This is a genomic window from Bradyrhizobium paxllaeri (genome assembly GCF_001693515.2).
GTDB lineage: Bacteria > Pseudomonadota > Alphaproteobacteria > Rhizobiales > Xanthobacteraceae > Bradyrhizobium > Bradyrhizobium paxllaeri.
Genome location: NZ_CP042968.1, coordinates 3,657,223 through 3,678,096 on the forward strand (window position 1 = coordinate 3,657,223; position 20,874 = coordinate 3,678,096).

General features: G+C 63.8%; 19 protein-coding genes. 13 read left to right on the forward strand and 6 right to left on the reverse strand.

What is annotated here, in order from left to right; translation table 11 throughout:
• Positions 1 to 120 precede the first annotated feature (120 nt).
• Both LMTR21_RS17225 and LMTR21_RS17230 read left to right on the forward strand, forming a co-directional pair.
• Complete coding sequence (locus tag LMTR21_RS17225; protein WP_065753037.1) at positions 121 to 1,098, forward strand: IclR family transcriptional regulator; 978 nt, start codon at positions 121 to 123, stop codon at positions 1,096 to 1,098.
• On the forward strand, positions 1,028 to 2,587 hold the full coding sequence (locus tag LMTR21_RS17230; RefSeq protein ID WP_148635975.1) for an acyl-CoA carboxylase subunit beta: 1,560 nt from the start codon (positions 1,028 to 1,030) through the stop codon (positions 2,585 to 2,587). Before LMTR21_RS17225 ends, LMTR21_RS17230 begins: the two co-directional genes overlap by 71 nt.
• A gap of 117 nt (positions 2,588 to 2,704) precedes the next feature.
• Here the strand turns inward: LMTR21_RS17230 and LMTR21_RS17235 are convergent, their stop codons facing one another.
• Complete coding sequence (locus LMTR21_RS17235) at positions 2,705 to 3,991, reverse strand: MFS transporter (protein ID WP_065753035.1); 1,287 nt, start codon at positions 3,989 to 3,991, stop codon at positions 2,705 to 2,707.
• Positions 3,992 to 4,505: 514 nt separating this feature from the next.
• Between LMTR21_RS17235 and LMTR21_RS17240 the strand changes: the two genes are divergently transcribed.
• Both LMTR21_RS17240 and LMTR21_RS17245 read left to right on the forward strand, forming a co-directional pair.
• Positions 4,506 to 5,381, forward strand: a complete 876-nt coding sequence (locus LMTR21_RS17240; protein ID WP_187399165.1) for a tyrosine-type recombinase/integrase — start codon at positions 4,506 to 4,508, stop codon at positions 5,379 to 5,381.
• A gap of 14 nt (positions 5,382 to 5,395) precedes the next feature.
• Complete coding sequence (locus tag LMTR21_RS17245; protein ID WP_065756975.1) at positions 5,396 to 6,595, forward strand: IS91 family transposase; 1,200 nt, start codon at positions 5,396 to 5,398, stop codon at positions 6,593 to 6,595.
• 440 nt (positions 6,596 to 7,035) lie between these two features.
• On the opposite strand, the gene LMTR21_RS17250 is transcribed toward LMTR21_RS17245, so the two are convergent.
• The 4 genes from LMTR21_RS17250 to LMTR21_RS17265 all read right to left on the reverse strand — a co-directional run bounded on the left by LMTR21_RS17250 (position 7,036) and on the right by LMTR21_RS17265 (position 10,242).
• Positions 7,036 to 7,383 (reverse strand): hypothetical protein, encoded by a 348-nt coding sequence (locus LMTR21_RS17250; protein ID WP_065755281.1) that lies wholly within the window; start codon positions 7,381 to 7,383, stop codon positions 7,036 to 7,038.
• A gap of 202 nt (positions 7,384 to 7,585) precedes the next feature.
• Complete coding sequence (locus LMTR21_RS17255) at positions 7,586 to 7,771, reverse strand: hypothetical protein (protein ID WP_065755280.1); 186 nt, start codon at positions 7,769 to 7,771, stop codon at positions 7,586 to 7,588.
• Complete coding sequence (locus LMTR21_RS17260; protein ID WP_065755279.1) at positions 7,768 to 9,459, reverse strand: FAD-dependent monooxygenase; 1,692 nt, start codon at positions 9,457 to 9,459, stop codon at positions 7,768 to 7,770. The genes LMTR21_RS17255 and LMTR21_RS17260 overlap by 4 nt, the downstream gene beginning before the upstream one ends.
• 12 nt (positions 9,460 to 9,471) lie before the next feature.
• On the reverse strand, positions 9,472 to 10,242 hold the full coding sequence (locus LMTR21_RS17265) for an enoyl-CoA hydratase (RefSeq protein WP_065755278.1): 771 nt from the start codon (positions 10,240 to 10,242) through the stop codon (positions 9,472 to 9,474).
• A gap of 140 nt (positions 10,243 to 10,382) precedes the next feature.
• Here LMTR21_RS17265 and LMTR21_RS17270 point away from each other — a divergent pair, with 140 nt between their 5' ends.
• Positions 10,383 to 10,919: a PaaI family thioesterase gene (locus LMTR21_RS17270; protein ID WP_065755277.1), complete on the forward strand. Its 537-nt coding sequence runs from the start codon at positions 10,383 to 10,385 to the stop codon at positions 10,917 to 10,919.
• Positions 10,920 to 10,981: 62 nt separating this feature from the next.
• Entirely contained in the window at positions 10,982 to 11,599 is a 618-nt protein-coding gene (locus LMTR21_RS17275; protein WP_065755276.1) for a TetR/AcrR family transcriptional regulator, read from the forward strand.
• Positions 11,600 to 11,697: 98 nt separating this feature from the next.
• Here LMTR21_RS17275 and LMTR21_RS17280 read toward each other — a convergent pair whose 3' ends face one another.
• On the reverse strand, positions 11,698 to 12,612 hold the full coding sequence (locus LMTR21_RS17280) for a LysR family transcriptional regulator (RefSeq protein WP_065755275.1): 915 nt from the start codon (positions 12,610 to 12,612) through the stop codon (positions 11,698 to 11,700).
• A gap of 102 nt (positions 12,613 to 12,714) precedes the next feature.
• On the opposite strand from LMTR21_RS17280, the gene LMTR21_RS17285 reads away from it, so the two are divergent.
• The 7 genes from LMTR21_RS17285 to LMTR21_RS17320 all read left to right on the forward strand — a co-directional run bounded on the left by LMTR21_RS17285 (position 12,715) and on the right by LMTR21_RS17320 (position 20,763).
• A complete protein-coding gene (locus tag LMTR21_RS17285) occupies positions 12,715 to 14,211 on the forward strand; it encodes a CoA-acylating methylmalonate-semialdehyde dehydrogenase (protein ID WP_065755274.1) in 1,497 nt (498 codons plus the stop codon).
• Between the two features lie 156 nt (positions 14,212 to 14,367).
• A complete protein-coding gene (locus tag LMTR21_RS17290; protein WP_065755273.1) occupies positions 14,368 to 15,513 on the forward strand; it encodes an isobutyryl-CoA dehydrogenase in 1,146 nt (381 codons plus the stop codon).
• The gene (locus tag LMTR21_RS17295; RefSeq protein WP_065755272.1) at positions 15,510 to 16,583 is read left to right on the forward strand and encodes an enoyl-CoA hydratase/isomerase family protein; all 1,074 of its coding nucleotides are present in this window, start codon (positions 15,510 to 15,512) and stop codon (positions 16,581 to 16,583) included. The genes LMTR21_RS17290 and LMTR21_RS17295 overlap by 4 nt, the downstream gene beginning before the upstream one ends.
• A gap of 32 nt (positions 16,584 to 16,615) precedes the next feature.
• Positions 16,616 to 17,503: a 3-hydroxyisobutyrate dehydrogenase gene (gene mmsB, locus LMTR21_RS17300; protein WP_065755271.1), complete on the forward strand. Its 888-nt coding sequence runs from the start codon at positions 16,616 to 16,618 to the stop codon at positions 17,501 to 17,503.
• An 11-nt stretch (positions 17,504 to 17,514) separates the two neighbouring features.
• Positions 17,515 to 19,245, forward strand: a complete 1,731-nt coding sequence (locus LMTR21_RS17305; protein ID WP_065755270.1) for an AMP-binding protein — start codon at positions 17,515 to 17,517, stop codon at positions 19,243 to 19,245.
• Positions 19,246 to 19,248: 3 nt separating this feature from the next.
• The gene (locus tag LMTR21_RS17310) at positions 19,249 to 19,728 is read left to right on the forward strand and encodes a MaoC family dehydratase (RefSeq protein ID WP_065755269.1); all 480 of its coding nucleotides are present in this window, start codon (positions 19,249 to 19,251) and stop codon (positions 19,726 to 19,728) included.
• A gap of 117 nt (positions 19,729 to 19,845) precedes the next feature.
• Positions 19,846 to 20,763, forward strand: a complete 918-nt coding sequence (locus tag LMTR21_RS17320; protein WP_065755268.1) for an SDR family NAD(P)-dependent oxidoreductase — start codon at positions 19,846 to 19,848, stop codon at positions 20,761 to 20,763.
• The last annotated feature ends 111 nt before the right edge of the window (positions 20,764 to 20,874 follow it).

The window sequence follows — 20,874 nt, forward strand, 5'->3', positions numbered from 1 at the left end:
CTGACGGACAGGCTGTCCTCGTGAACGGCTTTTTGTTGTGGCCGCAGATTGCCTGAGGTAGTTTGTTCTGCAAGTGGAATTTTATTCCGCAGGGCGAAATTAGGCCATGGAGCCATAACAATGGGAAGACGCTCGGAAAGGCTTAGCAAACAGGGAATGCTCGCCAGCGATCTGGCGGGCGAGGGTGACGTGATCCAGGTGGTATCGCGGGCGTTCGACGTCCTGCGCTGCTTCGAGGGTCATGAAGCCAGACTGGGTAATCTGGAAATTTCCAGTCGCTGCGGCCTGCCGCGGTCGACGGTATCGCGGCTCACCCACACGCTGACGCGGATGGGCCAGCTGGTTTATCTACCGCGCGACCAGAAATACCGCATCGGCCCCAGCGCAGTGGCGATGAGCACCTCGATGATGAAGGGGTTGCAGCTTCGGAACCTGATCCGGCTGCGGCTGCAGGATGTCGCCGATCAATTGCCGGGAACCGTCGGCTTCGTGATTCCGGACCGCTATCATCTGGTCTATCTCGAATTTGCCCGCGCCGCGAACGCGCTCGGCCTGCACGAAGGCACCGGCAGCCGCATTTCGATCACGAGCACCGCGGCCGGCTTTGCCTACACCGCAGCGCTCGATACCGATGTCGGCAACGCCCTGATCGCCGAAATGGAACGCGAGATTCCGGAAAATGCAGCACAGTTGAAGTCGCGCATCGAGGACAATCGCCGCCATTTGCGCGAACACGGCTATGTCGTCGGCTGCGGAACCTGGAGCCCGCATATCAACGGCTGTGCGGTGCCGATCTGGTCGCCGCAATATCAAACCTTCGTCGTCGTGACGATCGGCCTTCTCGCCGCGATGTTCGATGAGAAGCGGTTGCACGAGGAAGTGGCGCCGCAGATGCTCGAACTCGGCGTTGCGATCGGCGGCCTGCTCGAAGGCGCCGAAGGCGACATCTTCGCCAACCGTATCGAACGGAAGCCGCTTCCGGCGCGCCCCCACAATAACAACAAGATCATCAAGACGGAGGATACGAATGAACTGGAAGCCGGAGCTCGACGAGCTCGCTCGGCGCGAAGCGTTCGCGCGCGAGATGGGAGGCGTTGACAAGGTCAAGCGCCAGCATGACCAGGGCCGGCTCACGGTTCGTGAGCGCATCGACAGACTGATCGACAAGAATTCCTTCCACGAGATAGGCGCGATTTCCGGCATCGCTGAATACGACGAAAGCAGCGAGCTCAAGCACCTGACGCCGGCCAACTGCGTGTTCGGCCGCGGCAAGGTCGACGGCCGCACCGTGGTCGTAGTCGGCGACGATTTCACCGTGCGCGGCGGCTCGGCCGACGCCTCGATTTCGGCCAAGCCGCTGATGGCCGAGGAAATGGCGCATGATTTCCGCCTGCCGATCATCCGTGTGATCGAGGGCTCGGGTGGCGGCGGTTCGGTGAAGACGATCGAGACGCGTGGCGCTGCGAATCTGCCGGGCGGCGTCGGCGGCACGCGCTGGTACTGGTTCACGACGGCGAACATGGCGCGCGTGCCCGTCGTCGCGCTCGGGCTTGGCTCGGTCGCGGGGCTTGGCGCGGCGCGGCTGGCCGCGAGCCATTATTCGGTGATGACCCGGAACTCCGCGATGTTCGTCGCTGGCCCTCCGGTCGTCAAACGCCTCGGCCAGGATCTGACCAAACAGGAGCTCGGCGGCGCCGAGATTCAGACCCGCGCCGGCGGCGTCGATGATGCCGTCGATACCGAGGAGGAGGCGTTCGAACGCGCGCGGCGTTTCCTGTCCTATCTGCCGTCGTCCGTCTACGACCTGCCGCCGACCACGCCGTGCACGGACGATCCGGAGCGCGCGGAGGAATCACTGTTGAAGGCAGTGCCGCGCAACCGCCGCCAGGTCTACAAGATGCGTCCGATCATCGACGCCGTCGTCGACAAGGGTTCGTTCTTCGAAGTGAATGCCAATTTCGGCCGGCCGATCATCACCGGGCTGGCCCGGCTCGAGGGCCGTGCGGTGCTGCTCTTGGCGAGCGATCCCTTCCATTATGGCGGGTCGTGGACGGCGGAGGCGTGCCAGAAGGTGGTGCGCTGGGTCGATTTCGCCGAAACCTTCCATCTGCCGGTGGTCTATCTGATGGACTGCCCCGGCTTCATGATCGGGCTCGAGGCCGAGAAGTCGGCGACCATCCGCCATGGCGTGCGCGCGATGGCGGCGGTCAACCAGTCGACCGTGCCCTGGTGCACGATTATCGTGCGTAATGCGTTCGGCGTCGCGGGTGTCGTGCATCAGCCGGCGAACCGCTATTCGATGCGCTATGCCTGGCCGTCGGCCTATTGGGGCTCGCTGCCGCTGGAAGGTGGCATCGAGGCGGCCTACCGTGCCGATATTGATGCGGCCGATGATCCGGCGCTGAAGCTGAAGGAGATCGAGGACCGGCTCAACAAGCTGCGCTCGCCGTTCCGCTCGGCCGAGAAGTTCTGGGTCGAGGAGGTCATCGATCCCCGCAAGACGCGTTCGCTGTTGTGCGAATTCGCGCGATTGGCGGAGCCGATCCGCACGGTAGGGCCGCCGACCAACATGTCGACGCGGCCGTAGATTGCCAGGAACGCAGGAATCGTAGGGTGGGCAAAGCGTAAGCGTGCCCACCATTCAGAATCGCGATCGAGGTAGATGGTGGGCACGGCGCAAGCGCCTTTGCCCACCCTACGGCACCTATGTTGCCGCCACAGGCTTCGGTGTCCGCGAGATCGCCAGCACAATCACCGCCGCCACCACACACAGCGCACCGGCGACGAAGAACGCCGGCAGATAGGTCTGCAGCACCGTCCGCGACACGCCGGCACCGAAGGCGGCAACGCCCGCGCCGAGTTGATGGCCGGCAAAGATCCAGCCGAACACCAGATTGGCGCGTTCGGGACCGAACCGCTGGGTGGTGAGCCGCACCGTCGGTGGCACGGTGGCGATCCAGTCCAGCCCGTAAAACATCGCGAACAGCGACAGACCGTAGAGGGAGAAATCCGAGAAGGGCAGGAACAGCAGCGACAGGCCGCGCAGCCCATAATACCAGAACAGGAGCCAACGGTTGTCGTAGCGGTCGGACAGCCAGCCCGAGGCGATGGTGCCGACGAAATCGAAGATGCCCATCGCCGCCAGCAGGCTCGCCGCCTGCACCTGCGGAATGCCGAAATCGAGGCACATCGGGATCAGGTGGACCTGGACCAGGCCGTTGGTCGAGGCGCCGCAGATGAAGAAGGTGGCGAACAGGATCCAGAACACGCCCGACTTCGAGGCATCGCGCAGCGTGCCGAGCGCCGCCGCCATGATCGGCATGGTGTTGGGCGGCGGCGCCGGCAGCGGCTCGGTGCCTGCGTCGCCGAACGGGCGCAGGCCGACATCGCTCGGCCGGTCGCGCATGACCATCAGCACGGCGAAGGCGGCGACACCTAGCATGACGCACACCAGCGCGAGCGCAGGCCGCCAGCCATAGGCCTCGGTCAGGCTCGCCAATAGCGGCAGGAAGGCGAGCTGTCCGGTGGCGACGCTGGCGGTGAGGATGCCGACGACAAGGCCGCGCCGCGCTACGAACCAGCGCGCGGCGATGGTCGCGCCCAGCACCAGCGCCGTCATGCCGGTGCCGATCCCGATCACCACGCCCCACAGCAGGATCAATTGCCAGACCTGCGTCATCGCCAGCGACGCGACGAGACCCGACACCACGATCAGCAACGCCAGCAGCGTCACGTTGCGCAGGCCGTAATGGTTCATCAGCGCCGCGGCGAACGGCGCCATCAGGCCGAACAGGATGAAGCGGATCGACAGCGCCGAGGAAATCTCCGCCGTGCTCCAGCCGAATTCCTTCTGCAGGGGCACGATGAAAACGCCGGGGGCGCCGACCGTGCCGGCCGAGATCAGGGCGGTGAGGAAGGTCACGGCGACCATCGCCCAGCCGTAATGGATGTTGTGGCGGGCGAGGACGGCAGACAGCCAGTTCGAGATCATTGGGCCTCAGGAATTCTGTTGGGCGGCTTGCCTGATTTGCTTTTGCACATTCTATCGTGATGCTGGCATGACTTGAATGTCAGACTTCCCTCATTTCCAGACATCTACAACCGATGTGCGATACGCTGCGCCGGAGGACGACAGGGTCGGAAGCGGCGGCCGTCCGGAGCTCCACTGTTAAATGATATCCATCATATGATGCGCTGCAAAAATTGCAACCGGCCATCCCATAAAAAGCGCGGATGGCCCCATGATCATCCTCTGCGATCGCATGAGGCAAATTGATCGATCTGCGCCGATGCGCCAAAGAATGGTGCGCCTGGCTCCTGCAGGCTTTACGCTCGAAAGCGGACATCGGTCAGACTGGTCGGTATGTCCGCTTTGGGCCAGAGGACTAAACCGCTCGCGCGGTAGGGCGCCGCGGCTGGCGACGGAGCCAAGAGGATAGCGCAACGGGGCGTCCTGCCTTGAGATCGAGGGGTTCGACAACCTCACTCAAGACAGGAGCATCCCCATGACCGACGAGGCAGTGAGCCCGTTGCGCCGGCGCATGATCGAAGACATGACGATCCGCAAGTTCGCGCCGAAGACCCAACATGACTACGTGCAAAGAATCAAGAACTTCGCTGCGTTTCTCGGGCGATCACCCGATACGGCGAGCTTCGAGGATGTCCGCCGCTACCAACTTCACCTGACGGCGAGCGGTGTTGGCGTGCCGACGATCAACCAGACCGTCTCGACCTTGCGGTTCTTGTTCCGGGTCACGCTGAAGCGGCACGAGATCGTCGAACATACCCATATCATTCACGAGCCGCGCAAGCTCCCTGTGGTGCTTAGCGTCGAGGAGGTGGCGCGGCTACTCGATGCTGCACCGGGGCTCAAATGCAAGGCGGCACTGAGCGTGGCCTACGGCGCCGGTCTGCGCGCCACCGAGGTGGTCTCGCTCAAGGTCTCCGACATCGACAGCAAGCGCATGATCATCCGCGTCGAGCAGGGCAAAGGCGGCAAGGACCGTAATGTCATGCTGTCGCCGAGCTTGCTCGACCTGCTGCGGACCTGGTGGAAGGCGGCGCGCCCACAGGGCTGGCTGTTCCCGGGCCGCGATCCGGCGCAGCCGATGACCACGCGCCAGCTCAATCGTGCCTGTCATGCCGCCGCGCAGATGGCGGAGATCAGCAAGCGCGTCTCGCTGCACACCTTGCGGCACAGCTTCGCCACCCACCTGCTCGAGCAGAACATCGATGTCCGCGTCATCCAGGTGCTGCTCGGTCACGCCAAGCTCGACACCACGGCGCTCTATACCCGCGTCGCCACCAAGACGATCAGCGAGGTCATGAGCCCGCTGGAGCATATCGCGCTCAAGCTCAAGGAGAGCCGACCGCCCAGCTGACGCGCAGGCCGCTCGTGTCGCGCCCGGCCTTGGAGGTTGCGGATATCTTCCGCAACCATGGCCCGGCATGGCGTCAAGCCCATGCCGGCCATGTCAGCCTCGATCAGTTGAAGGTGATGTCGGCGATCGAGCGCTGTCGCACGGCGGCGCTGGGCGGCCATGTCGCGCGCTGCGCGGACTGCGCCTATACGACGATCGCCTACAACTCCTGCCGCAACCGGCATTGCCCGAAGTGCCAAGGCGCCGCCGCGAAAGACTGGCTTGCCGACCGCGAGACCGAGCTGTTGCCGGTGCCGTACTATCACGTGGTGTTCACGCTGCCGGCGGCCATCGCCGACATCGCCTACCAGAACAAGGCCGTGATCTACGACCTGCTGTTCAAGGTCTCGGCCGAGACCATGCTGACGATCGCCGCTGATCCGAAGCATCTGGGCGCCAAGATCGGCATCACCTCCGTGCTGCATACCTGGGGCTCGGCGCTCACCCATCACCCGCATGTGCACATGATCGTCCCGGGTGGCGGCATCTCGCCCGACGGCCAGCGCTGGGTGTCCTGCCGGCCGGGCTTCTTCCTCCCGGTGCGCGTGCTCTCCCGCCTGTTCCGCCGATTGTTCCTGGAGAAGCTCATCGCCGCCCACCAGACCGGCCGCCTCAGCTTCTTCGGCGAGAACATCCATCTGGCCGATGCGCGATCCTTCGCGGCCTATCTCGCCCCGCTGCGCAAGGCCGAGTGGATCGTCTACGCCAAGCGCCCGTTCGGCGGACCCGAGGCGGTGCTGGCCTATCTGTCGCGCTACACCCACCGCGTTGCCATCGCCAACAGCCGCTTGATTGCCTTCGACGATCGCGGCGTCACCTTCAAGTGGAAGGACTACCGCAGCGAGGGCCGCGATCGATACAAGCACATGACGCTCACCACCGACGAGTTCATCCGTCGCTTCCTCATCCACGTCCTGCCCAAAGGCTTGCACCGCATCCGCCACTACGGCCTGTTCGCCAAAGGCGCTTGTGCCGACAACATCGCCCGCGCCCGTGAACTGCTCGCCGTTGCAAAACCTGACGACCAGCCTACCGCTGCCGCCGTCGATCCCAAAAAGCCGAGCTGTCCATGCTGCGGCGGTCGTATGATCATCATTGAGGTCTTCGAACGCGGCGCAACGCCACGGCATCGGCCGACAGCTCCAGCGACCGTCATCAGGATCGACACCTCATGACCGCGTTACAATCCCGCAAATCTGCGCGTCGCGCCCGCTGCCCCTCCGCCAGCCACGGCAGAGCGCGCCCAGCTCTCTGCCCACCGTCGCAAATCGTCGGACAGCTTATGCAGTTCAGCGTCATCCGCCGCTCGTTCGTCAGCCGCTTCACCGTCGCACAACGCGTTGCTTCGGCTCGATCCCAATCAGCCAGCGCGCCCGCGGCACTCAAATTCCCATAGCGCCTGCCGCACCGCCGTACGTTCCCTTAAGCGCGGTTTCCTCCCTTGGAGGCTTTCGGACGCCGGCCGCCGAGCACGCGGCGCCGTCCCTCAAGCGGCCGGCATCCGAAACCCTTCACAAAAGCTGATATCGCACCGGGTCCGCTTGCGGTCAGCGTGATAATGTACCTCGGGCTAATATTTGGGTGTGTCGGGTGGCTGTGTACTAAGCTCCTGCCTCTAACCACTGCGCTTTCCGAAGACGCCGCCCGTAGGCTTCTTTGGCATCGCTTGGATCGCATGGTCCGTAGCCGCGATCATCTTGTTCTTCGCTTCGGCGTCGATCGCACGCTCCATAGCCGCCATCATCTTGACATTCGCGTCGCTTGGCGGTTGCTCAGTTTCCACCACTGCATACTGAACCACTGGCCGATCTTTTTTGAACATGAAGATAGCGCCCACCATCGTTGGCAATCCGAAGAACATCCACAGGCCGAACGCGATTGGGGCGCCACCCGACCCCGCGTCCACACCCATGGCCACGATTAAAACGGTCGGGAGAAGCAGCACGAAGCCAATGAGTTTCATGCCACAATTTTAGGTCGCGGGAGTTAATGCCGAGTTGAGGGGGATCATTAGCTTGCCTGATGTCAGGCTCCTCAAACCCGTTCGACAGTCGCTTTGGAGTCATTGGCAGACATGCCAGTCCCGGCCTTCGAGGTCCGCTTTACCCCCAACTGGCGATCGCGGCCGGTGGGCTACTTTTCAGTCAGCTTTATAAGTACACGTCCTAGTCCAACCCCTCGAGTGCCGTCTTGATGGCCTTCCTGAAAGCTGCGATGTCGCCGAGTTCGTGGCCGAGCACCAGCGCAAGGCGGGTCAGGAACAGCGCTTCGCGGTCGGGCCCGGCCGTATCGATCGCCGTCGCCAGCGTCTCGTAGGCGGTCTCGAAGTCTTCAAACGGCATCGCGCTCATGGCGTCACGCCTCCCAGGCAAACTTCCGCGGTTTTCAGAATCTCGGAGGGGACAGCCGCCTTCCATCGCCCGGCGATGTGCAGGTCCGGCCGCAGCAGATAGAGCGTGCCGGGCGCGGCGGCGAACAGGCGGGCGATTTCGCCGTCATGGTCCGCGATTGCCTTTGCGCCGGATATGGAGGTCTGTGAGCCCACGACAATGGCAGCGAACCGCTTGTCGATCCGGCCGAGATGTTCGAGCGATGCGGCCTGTTCGGCGGTGGGGTGCGCTTCGCAGAACAGGATCGCCGTCAGGCCGTGGCCGGCGTAATCGAGCAGGTGGCTTCCGTCGATGAACTCAGCGTTTGGCGCGACGCTGCCGCAGACCGGCCCGCCGGCAAAGGCGGCATCGCTGATAGCATAGGGCGTCAGCACACTGTCCGAATATGTGTAGGGCTGCATCTGGCGCGGATTGGCGAGGCCGCGCGGAAATTCGTGGCGAAGACTGAGCGACAAGGCAGCCTCGCGCGCGAGCCGCCAGCCGCGCGTCGGCGGGGTCATGAAGCGCGTACTCTTGGTGGCGTTGGCGAACACATCGAGCGTGGCGCCGCGCCGCTCCGGCGAATAGCTGTCGAGCAGCCGGTCGTCGGCCTCGCCATGGAGGACAAGCGCAAGCTTCCAGCCGATGTTTTCGGCATCCGCCAGGCCATTGTTCAATCCGCGCACGCCGAAAATCGGTACGATATGCGCGGCATCGCCAATGAAGAACACGCGCTCGTGCCGATAATCATCGAGGCACAGGGTGTTGGCGGAATAAACGCTCCACCACTCCAGCTCCCACGGTTTTGTGTGGCCGATATCGGCAAGGATCGCACTGACGCGTGCGCGGATATTCTCCTCCTTCAGGGCCTCGGCCTCGCTTTCGCCTTCGCGAAGCTGGTAGTCCACCCGCCAGATATCGTCCGGCTGCTTGTGGATCAGCACGGTGCCGCCGGGGTTGCCGCTCGGTTCAAAGAACGCCCGACGCTCGGTCGGAAAATCATGGTCCATGCGGATGTCGGCGATGACGTACCGGCCTTCGTAATTGTCACCTTTCAGGCGAAGCCCCAGCATCGACCGGATCGGCGAACGCGCACCGTCGGCGGCCAAAAGATAGAGCGCGTCGAGAAAGTAATCCCCCGCCGGCGATGAAATGCGGGCAGACACACCGTCCACGTGGCGTTCGAGACCGGACAGTTCGCTCTGCCAGCGCATGTCGATGAGATTGTTGGCCGCCACCGCGTCGTGCAGGAATTTCTCGATATACTGCTGCTGCAGATTGTACATCGGCAGGTATTTTTCGCCCGGAGGCTGCGGCATCTCCAGCCGGAAAATCTGTTCGCCGCGGTAATAGCTACGGCCGAACCGCCAGCCGAGCGCCTTTTCGACAAACGGCGCGACCGCACCGATCCGTTCCAGAATGTGCATGCTGGGACGCGCGATGCAGATCGCACGGCTGCCATCATTGAACGTATCCTTACGATCGATCAGCACGCTCCTGATGCCATAACGCGCCAGCACCAGCGCTGCCGTCATGCCGATCGGGCCGGCGCCCACGATCAGGACGGGATGCCGCGCCGTCGCGCCTTCAAGCTCGGGAACGCGCCGCGCCGCAAAGCGCGGATAGTCGAAATAGAGCGACTCCAGCGGTCCCTTGCCGGCAGGTCTCATGCCTCCCTCCGTCTATTTCTTGCGGGCGAGAAAATCTCCCATCAGCCGCTGCGGTTCGCCAGTCAAAAAGGACTGCCCGAACACGCCGACGCTCAGATTGACGGATTCGGTCAGCGGCAGTTCCTCCCATTGCCGCAGCAGCGACTTCTGGATGCGCAGCGCCTCGGGTCCGCATTCGAGCAGCGCCTTCACCGTATGCTCGACCGCGGCATCGAGCCCGCCTTCCTTGGCGACCACGTCGACCAGGCCCCAGGCGAGCGCGGTGGGCGCGTCGATATTTTCCGCCGTCATCACCAGCCAGCGGGCGCGGCCCCAGCCGATCAGCCGCGGCAACAGCGCCGCGTGGATCACCGAAGGGATGCCGACGCGCACTTCGGGCATGCCGAATTTGGCGTCGTGGGCCGCAATCCGGAAATCGCAGGCGGCGGCGACTTCCAGCCCGCCGCCGAGGCACCAGCCTGGCAGCCGCGCGATGACAGGCGCCGGGAACTGGCGCACGGCCTCGCAGAGGTCGCGCAACCGCGTGATGAAGGCTTCCGCCGATTTCTGGTCGAGCTTCGCCATCTCCTTGATGTCGGCGCCGCCGATCATGCTCTTCTCGCTCTGGCCGGCCAGGATTATCGCGCGAATGTCCTTGTCGCTAGCGAGCTTCTCGAACCCCTCGCGGACGCCGTTGGTAACGGCGGATGACAGGATATTGAGGCTGCCCGCGTTGCAGATCGAGAGGCGAACGACACCTCTGGCGTCGCGGTCGATGCCGCAATGGGGATTGAGCATTTCCATTTTGTTTTTCCGGGCCTTGTTTTTGGATGGTGACGCCACTTCCGGGACATTGCGCCGGCTTGTCAAGGGCAGGCGGGCCGGGCGGTTGCGCGGGGGAGTCCTTCCGTATAAAATGACAATCATCATTTAAAGGGGCCGCCATGACCATGACCGATACCGTCGATCTCTTCTCGCCAACCGCGCGAAGGCAGCGGGTGGTGGACTGGCAGGCGCCCGGACCGGTGGCGAAGGCGGCCTCCGGCATGTCCGGGCTGGAGACGATGTGCGCGATCCGTGACGGCATCCTGCCACCGCCGCCGATGGCCCGGCTGATCGGCTTTCGGATGGCCGTCGCAGAAGCCGGCCGCATCGTGATGGAACTCGATCCGCACGAGAGCCTCGAAAATACCATCGGGCTGCTCCATGGCGCGACTGCTGCGGCGTTACTGGATACTGCCATGGGTTGTGCCATTGCCACTATGCAGCCGGCCGGGCAGACTTCTGTGACGCTTGACCTCAAGCTGACCTTTCTGCGGCCGCTGTCGGTGCGATCGGGCACGATCGCGGCGGAAGGCAGGGTGGTAAAACTCGGCCGCCAGACCAGCTATGCCGAAGGTTTCGTCCGCGATGGCGCTGGCAATCTTGCAGTGCACGCAACCGCAACGTTCTCGATGATAACGGGTGGAAACGCGAAATAGATGCAGCATTTCCCGCGCACAACTGCTATTATATGACTGCAGACATTTAATGGGACGCGTCAATGCGCTATTCGAAAGAGCACAAGCAGGAGACCCACGCCCGGATCGTGAAAAAGGCCTCGGTGCGGCTTCGCGAGAAGGGCGCGCACGGCATCGGCGTCGCCGACCTGATGAAGGAGGCCGGCTTGACCCATGGCGGTTTCTACGCGCATTTCGATTCCCGCGAGGCGCTGGTGATCGAGGCGTTTGCTTACGCGATGGACCGCTCGGTCGAGCACTGGCGCAAGATCGCCGCTGAAACGCCGGCTGAGAAACGGCTGTCGACCATCGTTGATTCCTACGTGTCGACGGTGCATCGCGACGACCCCGGCCGCGGTTGCGCGGTTCCCACGCTTGGCGCGGAGATCGCCCGCGAAAGCGCAAAGACCCGCAAAGCCTTTTCCGCCAAGCTGGAACAATTGATCGACGTGATGGCCGACCAGATTCTGGACGTGCCGCGCAAGACCGCGCGCAAGCAGGCGATGGGCACGCTGGCGACGATGATGGGGACGCTGGTGATGTCGCGCGTCGCCGGCAGCGGCGAACTCTCCGACGAGATTCTTCACGCCGGTCGCGAGGCGGCGCTGGGCCGCGCGGTAGCAAAGCCGGTTGCGAAGAAGGCGCGGCCGAAGGCGAATTAAGCGGTCGCTGTAGGGTGGGCAAAGCGCAGCGTGCCCACCATCTTTCCACTGGCTCGTCGTGAAATGGTGGGCACGCTGCGCTTTGCCCACCCTACAATTCAGCGTCCCCCGAACAACGCGCGCTCACCTTCCACCGTCTCGCAGATGTAATCGGCCACCGCGCGAATGCGCGCCAGATCCTTGCTGTCGGCGTGCATCAGCATCCAGAATGTACGCGAGATCCTGACCTCATCACGCAATACCGGCCGCAACTCGGGATGCGCCGTCGCCATGAAGTGCGGCAGCACCGCGATCCCGAACCCCGCAATAGTCGCGTTTAGCTGCGCGATCAGATTGGCGCTGCGGAATTTGGCCGAGATCTTCGGCGAGACCTGCGGCAGGTAATCCAGTTCCGGCGTGAACAGCAGTTCCTCGATATAGCCGACGAAGCGGTGCCCAGGCAGGTCGCCGCGCGAGACGATCTTCGGCGCGCGGTCGAGATAGGCGGGGGCGGCGTAGAGGCCGAGGCTGTAGTCGAGCAGCTTGCGCCCGACGATCCGCCCTTCCTTGGGCATCGTCAGGCTGATCGCGATATCCGCCTCGCGCTTTGACAGGCTGAACAGCCGGGCGGTGGCGACGAGCTGCAGATCGAGATCGGGATACCGCTCGGTGAATTTCAGAAGCCGCGCGGCCAGGAAATGGCTGCCGAACCCGTCGGGGGCGCCGATCCGGACCGTGCCGGTGAGCTGGGCGCGCGAGCCGCCGACCGCCTCCTGGTTGGCGACGATGGTGGATTCCATCGCCTCCGCACTGTCGGCGACGCGCTGGCCGGCTTCGGTCAGGAGGTAGCCGGTCTTGCGGCGATCGAACAGTTTGGCGGAGAGATGCCGCTCCAGCCGGTCGACGCGGCGGATCACCGTGGCATGGTCGACCGATAGCTGCTTGGCGGCAGCGGAAACCGATCCGCCGCGCACGATGGCGAGGACGAAACGGAAGTCATCCCAGTCGATCGAACGGTCACCTTGATCCAGCATTTCCGCACATCTATGGTGCAATTTATCGGACTTGTATCCTAAGAAATGCAGGTCAAAAAGGGGCTCGAAAGCGATCCTGCAGGGACGCCAGGGAGATCATTCATGCGCTCAATCGGACATTTTATCGGTGGCAAGGAGGTCAAGGGGACCTCGGGACGGACGGCTGACGTTTTTGAGCCGATGACCGGCGAGGTCCAGGCCAAGGTCGCGCTGGCGTCCAAGGCGGAAGTCCGCGCTGCCGTCGAGAACGCCGCGCTGGCCCAACCCGAATGGGCCAACACCAACCCGCAGCGCCGCGCGCGCATCATGATGAAGTTCCTTGAACTGGTGCAGCGCGACTACGACAAGCTCGCTGAACTTCTGGCGCGCGAGCACGGCAAGACCGTTCCGGACGCCAAGGGCGACATCCAGCGCGGCCTCGAGGTCGTGGAATTCGCCTGCGGCATTCCGCATCTCATGAAGGGCGAATATACGGAGGGAGCGGGGCCCGGCATCGACATCTACTCGCTGCGGCAGCCGCTTGGCGTCGTCGCCGGCATCACGCCGTTCAATTTCCCGGCGATGATCCCGATGTGGAAGTTCGCGCCGGCGATCGCCTGCGGCAATGCGTTTATCCTGAAACCCAGCGAGCGCGACCCCGGCGTGCCGATGCGGCTGGCCGAACTGATGATGGAAGCGGGGCTGCCGCCCGGCATCCTCAACGTCGTCAACGGCGACAAGGAAGCCGTCGATGCCATCCTCGACGATCCCGATATCAGGGCGATCGGCTTCGTCGGCTCGACGCCGATCGCGCAATACATCTATGAGCGGGCCGCCCAGACCGGCAAGCGCTGCCAGTGCTTTGGCGGCGCCAAGAATCACGCCATCGTGATGCCGGACGCCGACATGGACCAGACGGTCGACGCGCTGATCGGCGCAGGCTACGGCTCGGCCGGCGAGCGCTGCATGGCGGTGTCGGTCGCCGTTCCCGTCGGCAAGACCACCGCCGACCGGCTGATGGAAAAGCTGATCCCGCGCGTGGAGTCGCTCAAGATCGGCACCTCGGTCGATCCGTCCGCCGATTACGGTCCGCTGGTGACCCGCGAGGCGGTCGAGAAGGTGAAGAGCTACATCGATATCGGCATCAAGGAAGGCGCGACGCTAGCCGTCGACGGCCGCGGCTTCAAGATGCAGGGCTATGAGAAGGGCTTCTATCTCGGCGGTTCGCTGTTCGACAACGTCACCAAGGACATGCGGATCTACAAGGAAGAAATCTTCGGGCCCGTGCTCTCGGTGGTTCGCGCCCATGACTACAAGGAGGCGCTGGCGCTACCGTCCGAGCATGACTACGGCAATGGTGTCGCGATCTTCACGCGCGACGGCGACGCCGCCCGCGATTTCGCGGCCAAGGTGAATGTCGGCATGGTCGGCATCAACGTGCCGATCCCGGTGCCGATCGCCTACTATACCTTCGGCGGCTGGAAGAAGTCTGGCTTCGGCGATCTCAACCAGCACGGTCCGGACTCGGTCCGCTTCTACACCAAGACCAAGACGGTGACCTCGCGCTGGCCGTCCGGCGTCAAGGAGGGCGCGGAGTTCTCGATCCCGTTGATGAAGTAGCCGTGTGCCAGGCGCCGTCATTGCCTGCGACAAACGCGAAGCGTTTGCGCAAGGGAGCGCGGCGACGAAGCAATCCATTCTTCCCCGATGCGGAGATATGGATTGCTTCGCTGCGCTCGCAATGACGATGGGTAACCTTCAGGGGTAAACGGCAAGATGCAGTTCGCTCTCAACGAGGATCAGATCGCGGTTCGCGACATGGCGCGGGCGTTTGCGGTCGAGAAAATCGCGCCGCATGCGCTGCGCTGGGACGAGGAGAAGCATTTTCCGGTCGACGTGATGCGCGAGGCCGCAGGCCTCGGCATGGGCGGCATCTACATCAGGGAGGACGTCGGCGGTTCGGCGATGACCCGCTTCGACGCGGCGTTGATCTTCGAGGCGCTGGCGACGGGGTGCCCGACCGTGTCGGCGTTTATTTCGATCCACAACATGGCGTCGTGGATGATCGATGCCTATGGCAACGACGCCCAGCGGCAAAAGTGGCTGCCAAAACTTTGCACGATGGAGCTGATTGCAAGCTACTGCCTCACCGAGCCGGGCGCGGGCTCGGACGCCGCGGCGCTGCGGACCCGCGCGGTGCGGGAGGGCGATCATTACGTCCTGAACGGGCAGAAGCAGTTCATCTCGGGGGCCGGCGGCACCGATCTCCTGGTGGCGATGGTGCGGACCGGCGGCGATGGTCCGGGCGGGGTCTCAACGCTCGTCATCGACGGCAACACGCCGGGCGTGTCATTCGGCGCCAACGAGCGCAAGATGGGCTGGAACGCGCAGCCGACCCGCGCGGTGATTTTCGAGAATGCCCGCGTGCCGGTCGAGAACCGGCTGGGCGAGGAGGGCATCGGCTTCAAGATCGCGATGGCCGGGCTCGATGGCGGCCGCCTCAATATCGCGGCGTGCTCGCTCGGTGGTGCGCAGAGCGCGCTCGACAAATCGCTGGCCTACATGAAGGAGCGAAAGGCCTTCGGCAAGCGCCTCGATGAGTTTCAGGCCCTGCAGTTTCGCTTGGCCGACATGGCAACCGAGCTGGAGGCGGCGCGGACCTTCCTGTGGCGCGCGGCGGCGGCGCTCGACCGCAAGGACCCTGATGCCACCATGCTGTGCGCGATGGCCAAACGCTTCGGCACCGATGTCGGCTTCGAGGTCGCTAACCAGGCGCTGCAGCTGCATGGCGGCTACGGCTATCTCAGCGAATACGGCATCGAGAAGATCGTGCGCGATTTGCGGGTGCACCAGATCCTCGAAGGGACAAACGAAATCATGCGGCTGATCGTGTCGCGCAAGATGATCGAGGGCGCGCGATGACGGATGCGGCTGTGGCAGAGGGCGACCTGATCGCGCGCAAGGAAGGTTCTGCCGGCATCATCCGCCTGAACCGGCCGAAGGCGATCAATGCCGTGACGCTGGAGATGTTCCACGATGTCGACAAGGCGCTCGACGCCTTCGAGGCCGATCCCGATGTCGCAGTGATCGTGCTGGAAGGCGCGGGCGAGCGCGGGCTGTGTGCCGGCGGCGACATTCGCGCGCTCTGGGAAAGCTCCAAGGTCAAGGGCGACCTCGGCAAGATCCTGTGGCGCGACGAATACATCCTCAACGCCCGCATCAAGAAATTCCCAAAGCCGTATGTCGCCTTCATGGACGGCATCGTGATGGGCGGCGGCGTCGGGCTATCAGCGCATTCCAGCCACCGCGTCGTGACCGAGAAGACGAAGCTGGCGATGCCCGAGGTCGGCCTTGGCTTTTTTCCTGATGTCGGCGGCACCTGGCTGCTGTCGCATTCGCCCGGCGAGATTGGCACCTATTTTGGCCTGACCGGGCAGACCATGAACGGTCCCGATGCTATCAATGCAAGGTTTGCCGATGCGGTGGTGCCGTCATCAAAACTACCGGCCTTGCGCGAGGCGCTGACGAAGGTGCGGCCCGGCACGACGTCGGCTGATGTGAAGAAGCTGATCGACGGTTTCTCGACCGGAGAGACCGCCGGGCCGGTCGCCGCGCGGCAGGCGAAGATCGATGCGCTGTTCGCCCACGATCGTATGGAGGATATCGTCGCAGCGCTGCAGCGCGACGGTTCGGATTTTGCGCAGGCGACGTTGAAGACGCTCGGCGAAAAGTCGCCGCGCGGCATGGTGGTGACGCTGAAACTATTGCGACTGGCGCGCAAGTCGAACTCGCTGGAGGAATGCCTGGTGCGGGAGTATCGCGCTGCGCTGGAAGTGTTCGCCAGCGACGATTTCCGCGAGGGCGTGCGCGCCGCCGTGATCGACAAGGACCGCAATCCAAAATGGTCGCCGCCGCGCATTGAAGACGTGACGCCGGAAATGGTCGCGCCTTACTTCGCCGAGATCGGCGCCGACGAACTGAAATTTCCATAAGTCAGACAGAAACGCCCCAGCGGAGGAGCATCATGGCAAACATCGCATTCATTGGCCTCGGCAACATGGGCGGGCCGATGGCGGCCAATCTGGTCAAGGCCGGCCACAAGGTCACGGCGTTCGATCTCGTCGCGGCCTCGCGCGATCAAGCCAAGGCCGACGGCGCATCCATTGCCGAGAGTTCGGTGGCTTCCGTGAAGGGCGCTGACGTCGTCGTCACCATGCTGCCGGCGGGCAAGCATGTGCTCTCGGTTTGGAACGAAGTCGTTCCCGTGATGGCCAAGGGCACGCTGATCATCGACTGCTCCACGATCGACGTCGAAAGCGCCAAGCAGGCGCATGCACTCGCCGCAAAGCATGGCGCGCTGTCGGTCGACGCCCCGGTTTCGGGCGGCACCGGCGGCGCCAAGGGCGCGACGCTCACCTTCATGTGCGGCGGCGAGGACAAGGCCTTTGCGGTGGCGAAGCCGGCGCTGGAAAACATGGGCAAGAAGATCGTGCATTGCGGCGGCGCCGGCGCGGGGCAGGCGGCCAAGATTTGCAACAACATGATCCTGGGCATTTCCATGATCGGCGTCGGCGAAGCCTTTGCGCTGGCCGAAAAGCTGGGCTTGTCGCACCAGGCGCTGTTCGACGTCGCCTCGACCTCTTCGGGCCAGTGCTGGGCGCTGACGTCCTATTGCCCGGTGCCGGGCCCGGTGCCGGCTTCGCCTGCGAACAACGGCTACAAGCCGGGTTTTGCCTCCAACCTGATGGTGAAGGACCTGACGCTGGCGCAGGACGCGGCCAATGCCGCCGGGGCTGTCACGCCGCTCGGCAAGCACGCACAGGAGATCTACAAGGCGTTCGATGCCGCCGGCCATGGCGGGGTAGATTTTTCCGGTATTATCCAGCACGTTAGGAACCTTGCTGGGAAATAACGGAGACCTGAGTGACGAGTTTTCAGGAAGCGCGCGCCTTTCTGCTCAAAAACCGCACGGATTATGATGCGGCCGTGAAAGGGTTCCGCTGGCCCGACCCGGTTCCCTTCAACTGGGCGCTGGACTGGTTCGATGCGGAACTCGCCGGCCAAGCCGATAGCCGGGACCGCACCGCGCTCTGGATCGTCGATCCCGGCGACAAGGAGACGAAACTCTCCTTCGCCACGCTGTCGCGCCACTCCAATCAGGTCGCGAACTTCCTCCGCGCGCAGGGCTTGAGGCGCGGCGATCATCTGTTGCTGCTGCTCGGCAATGTCGTGCCGCTGTGGGAAACCATGCTGGCGGCGATGAAGCTTGGCGTGGTCGTGATCCCGGCGACGACGCTGCTCACGCCCGATGAGCTGCGCGACCGGCTCGATCGCGGCAAGGCGAGGGTGGTGGTCGCCTCGCAGGATCAGGTCGCCAAGTTTGCAAATCTCGGCAGCGACGATCTCGTCCGCATCGTGGTCGGCGCGACCTCGCAGCACGACGGCTGGCTGCCGTTCGAAGGGGCGGCGGGTGCGTCGGAAGCGTTTACGCCTGATGGGCCGACCAACGCCGACGAGCCGATGCTGCTCTATTTCACCTCGGGCACTACGGCAAAACCAAAACTAGTGCGGCACAGCCAGCGCAGCTATCCCGTCGGCGCGCTGTCGACGATGTTCTGGCTCGGCCTGCAGCCGGGCGACGTCCATCTGAATATCTCTTCGCCCGGCTGGGCCAAGCATGCCTGGAGCTGCTTCTTCGCGCCGTGGAATGCGGGGGCGACCGTATTCGTGGTCAACCAGCCGCGCTTCGACGCAAAAGCCTTGCTGGCGATCGTCGGCCGCTGCGGCGTCACCACGCTGTGCGCGCCGCCGACGGTGTGGCGGCTGTTCATCCAGGAGAAGCTCGCCGACTTCAAGGTGAGCCTGCGCGAGGTCTGCGGCGCCGGCGAGCCGCTCAACCCGGAAGTGATCGATCAGGTGAAGGCGGCGTGGGGCCTCGTCATCCGCGACGGCTATGGCCAGACCGAAACCACGGCGCTGGCCGGCAATTCGCCGGGCCAGAAGGTCAAGGTCGGCTCGATGGGGCGCCCGCTGCCGGGCTATCGCGTGCGGATCACCGACAGCGACGGCAACATCACCAAAGAGGGCGAGGTGACGCTGGTGCTCGGCGCCGAGCGCCCGGCGGGCCTGATGCAAGGCTATCAGGGCGAGGACGGCAAATTGAGCGGGGCCGACGGCGATCTCTACCGCTCGGGCGACGTGGTGTTTGCCGACGACGAAGGATATCTGACGTTCGTCGGCCGCTCCGACGATGTCTTCAAATCGTCCGACTATCGCATCAGCCCGTTCGAGCTGGAGAGCGTGCTGCTGGAGCACGATCAGGTCGCTGAAGCCGCCGTCGTGCCGAGTCCCGATCCGATCAGGTTGGCGATTCCCAAGGCCTATGTGCTGCTGGTCTCGGGCGCGGAGCGCACGCCGGAGACGGCGTTGTCGATCTTCAAACACCTGCACACGCGGCTGGCGCCGTTCAAGCGCATCCGCAAGATCGAACTGGTGACGGAATTGCCGAAGACGATTTCCGGCAAGATCCGCCGCGTGCAGTTGCGCCGGCTCGAACATGATAATAACCGCAGTGACGCGTTGCGCGGGCAAGAATTCCGCGAGGATGATTTCCCGGAACTGCAGAAGGTGCGGACCGCCGGGCTGGAGAGCTGAATTATGAATGAAGTCTGGAAGAAGCCGCCGGTCTCGTTTGAGACCTATCAGGCCATGGTCGGCAAGGAGATCGGCGTGTCGTCGTGGCACCTGATCGACCAGAACAGGATCAACGTCTATGCCGACGTGATCGAGGACCATCAGTTCATCCATGTCGATCCTGAACGGGCAAAGAAGGAAACCGCGTTCGGCAACACCATCGCGCACGGCTTTCTCACGATGTCCTTGATGAGCATCATGTCCTACGAGGTAATGCCGGTCATCGAAGGCACGGCGATGGGCGTCAATTACGGTTTCGACAAGCTCCGCTTTCTCTCGCCGGTCCGCGCGGGTTCACGGGTCCGCGGCCGGTTCACGCTCATGGAAGCCAAGCTGCGCAAGCCGAAGGAACTGCAGTCGCGCACCAATGTTACGGTGGAGATCGAGGGCGAGGACAAGCCGGCGCTGGTCGCCGACTGGATCGGACTGATCTATTTCAACTAGGTTTCGCCGTCATTGCCGGGCTTGACCCGGCAATCCATCGCTGCTCAAAAAGCTCTTCAATTTTGATGGATGCCCGGGTCAAGCCCGGGCATGACGAGAATCCAGGAATAGTAACTCATGGCAATCAGGTTTGACGGACGCGTCGCCATCGTCACCGGCGCGGGCAATGGTCTGGGACGGGCGCATGCGCTGGGGCTGGCGAGCCGCGGCGCCAAGGTGGTGGTCAACGATTTCGGCGGCGCGCGCGACGGCACCGGCGGGTCGCTGTCGCCGGCCGAAGCCGTGGTCGAGGAAATCCGCAAAGCCGGCGGCATCGCGATGGCCGATGGCGCCGACGTTTCGAACTTCACGCAGGTGAAGGCGATGGTGGATCGCGCCACCAAGGAGTGGGGCAGCGTCGACCTGCTCTGCGCCAATGCAGGCATTTTGCGCGACAAGTCGTTCGGCAAGATGGAGGTGCAGGACTTTGCCAAGGTGCTGGACGTGCATCTCGTCGGCACCTTCTATTGCTGCAAGGCGGTGTGGGATGGCATGCGCGAGCGCAACTACGGCCGCATCGTGCTGACCACCTCGTCGTCAGGCCTGTTCGGCAATTTCGGCCAGGCCAACTACGGCGCGGCCAAAGCCGGCATGGTCGGCCTGATGAACGTGCTGGCCGAGGAAGGCCGCAAGAACAACATCCGCGTCAACACGATTTCCCCGACGGCGGCAACGCGCATGACGGAAGAGCTGCTGCCGCCACAGGCGCTGGAGCTTATGAAGCCTGAGGCGATCACGCCTGCGGTTGAATATCTGCTGAGCGAGGACGCACCGACCCGGACCATCATGGGTGCGGGTGCCGGCTCGTTTGCGGTGATCAAGATCATCGAGACCGAAGGCATCAACCTGGCCCAGTCCGACTGGACGCCCGATGCGATCGCTGCGCACTTTGCCGAGATCGACGACGTGTCGAAGGCGAAGGCGTTGCAGGGCGCATTCGAGCAGACGCAGAAGTATGTGGCGCAGGCCGCGGCAAGGGCGGGGATCAAGCTGTAAAATTTCCGTCGTTCCGGGGCGATGCGAAGCATCGAACCGGAACCTCGAGATTCCGGGTCTGGTCCTTCGGACCATCCCGGAATGACGGCGTTCTGCTGGGCAACCGGACAT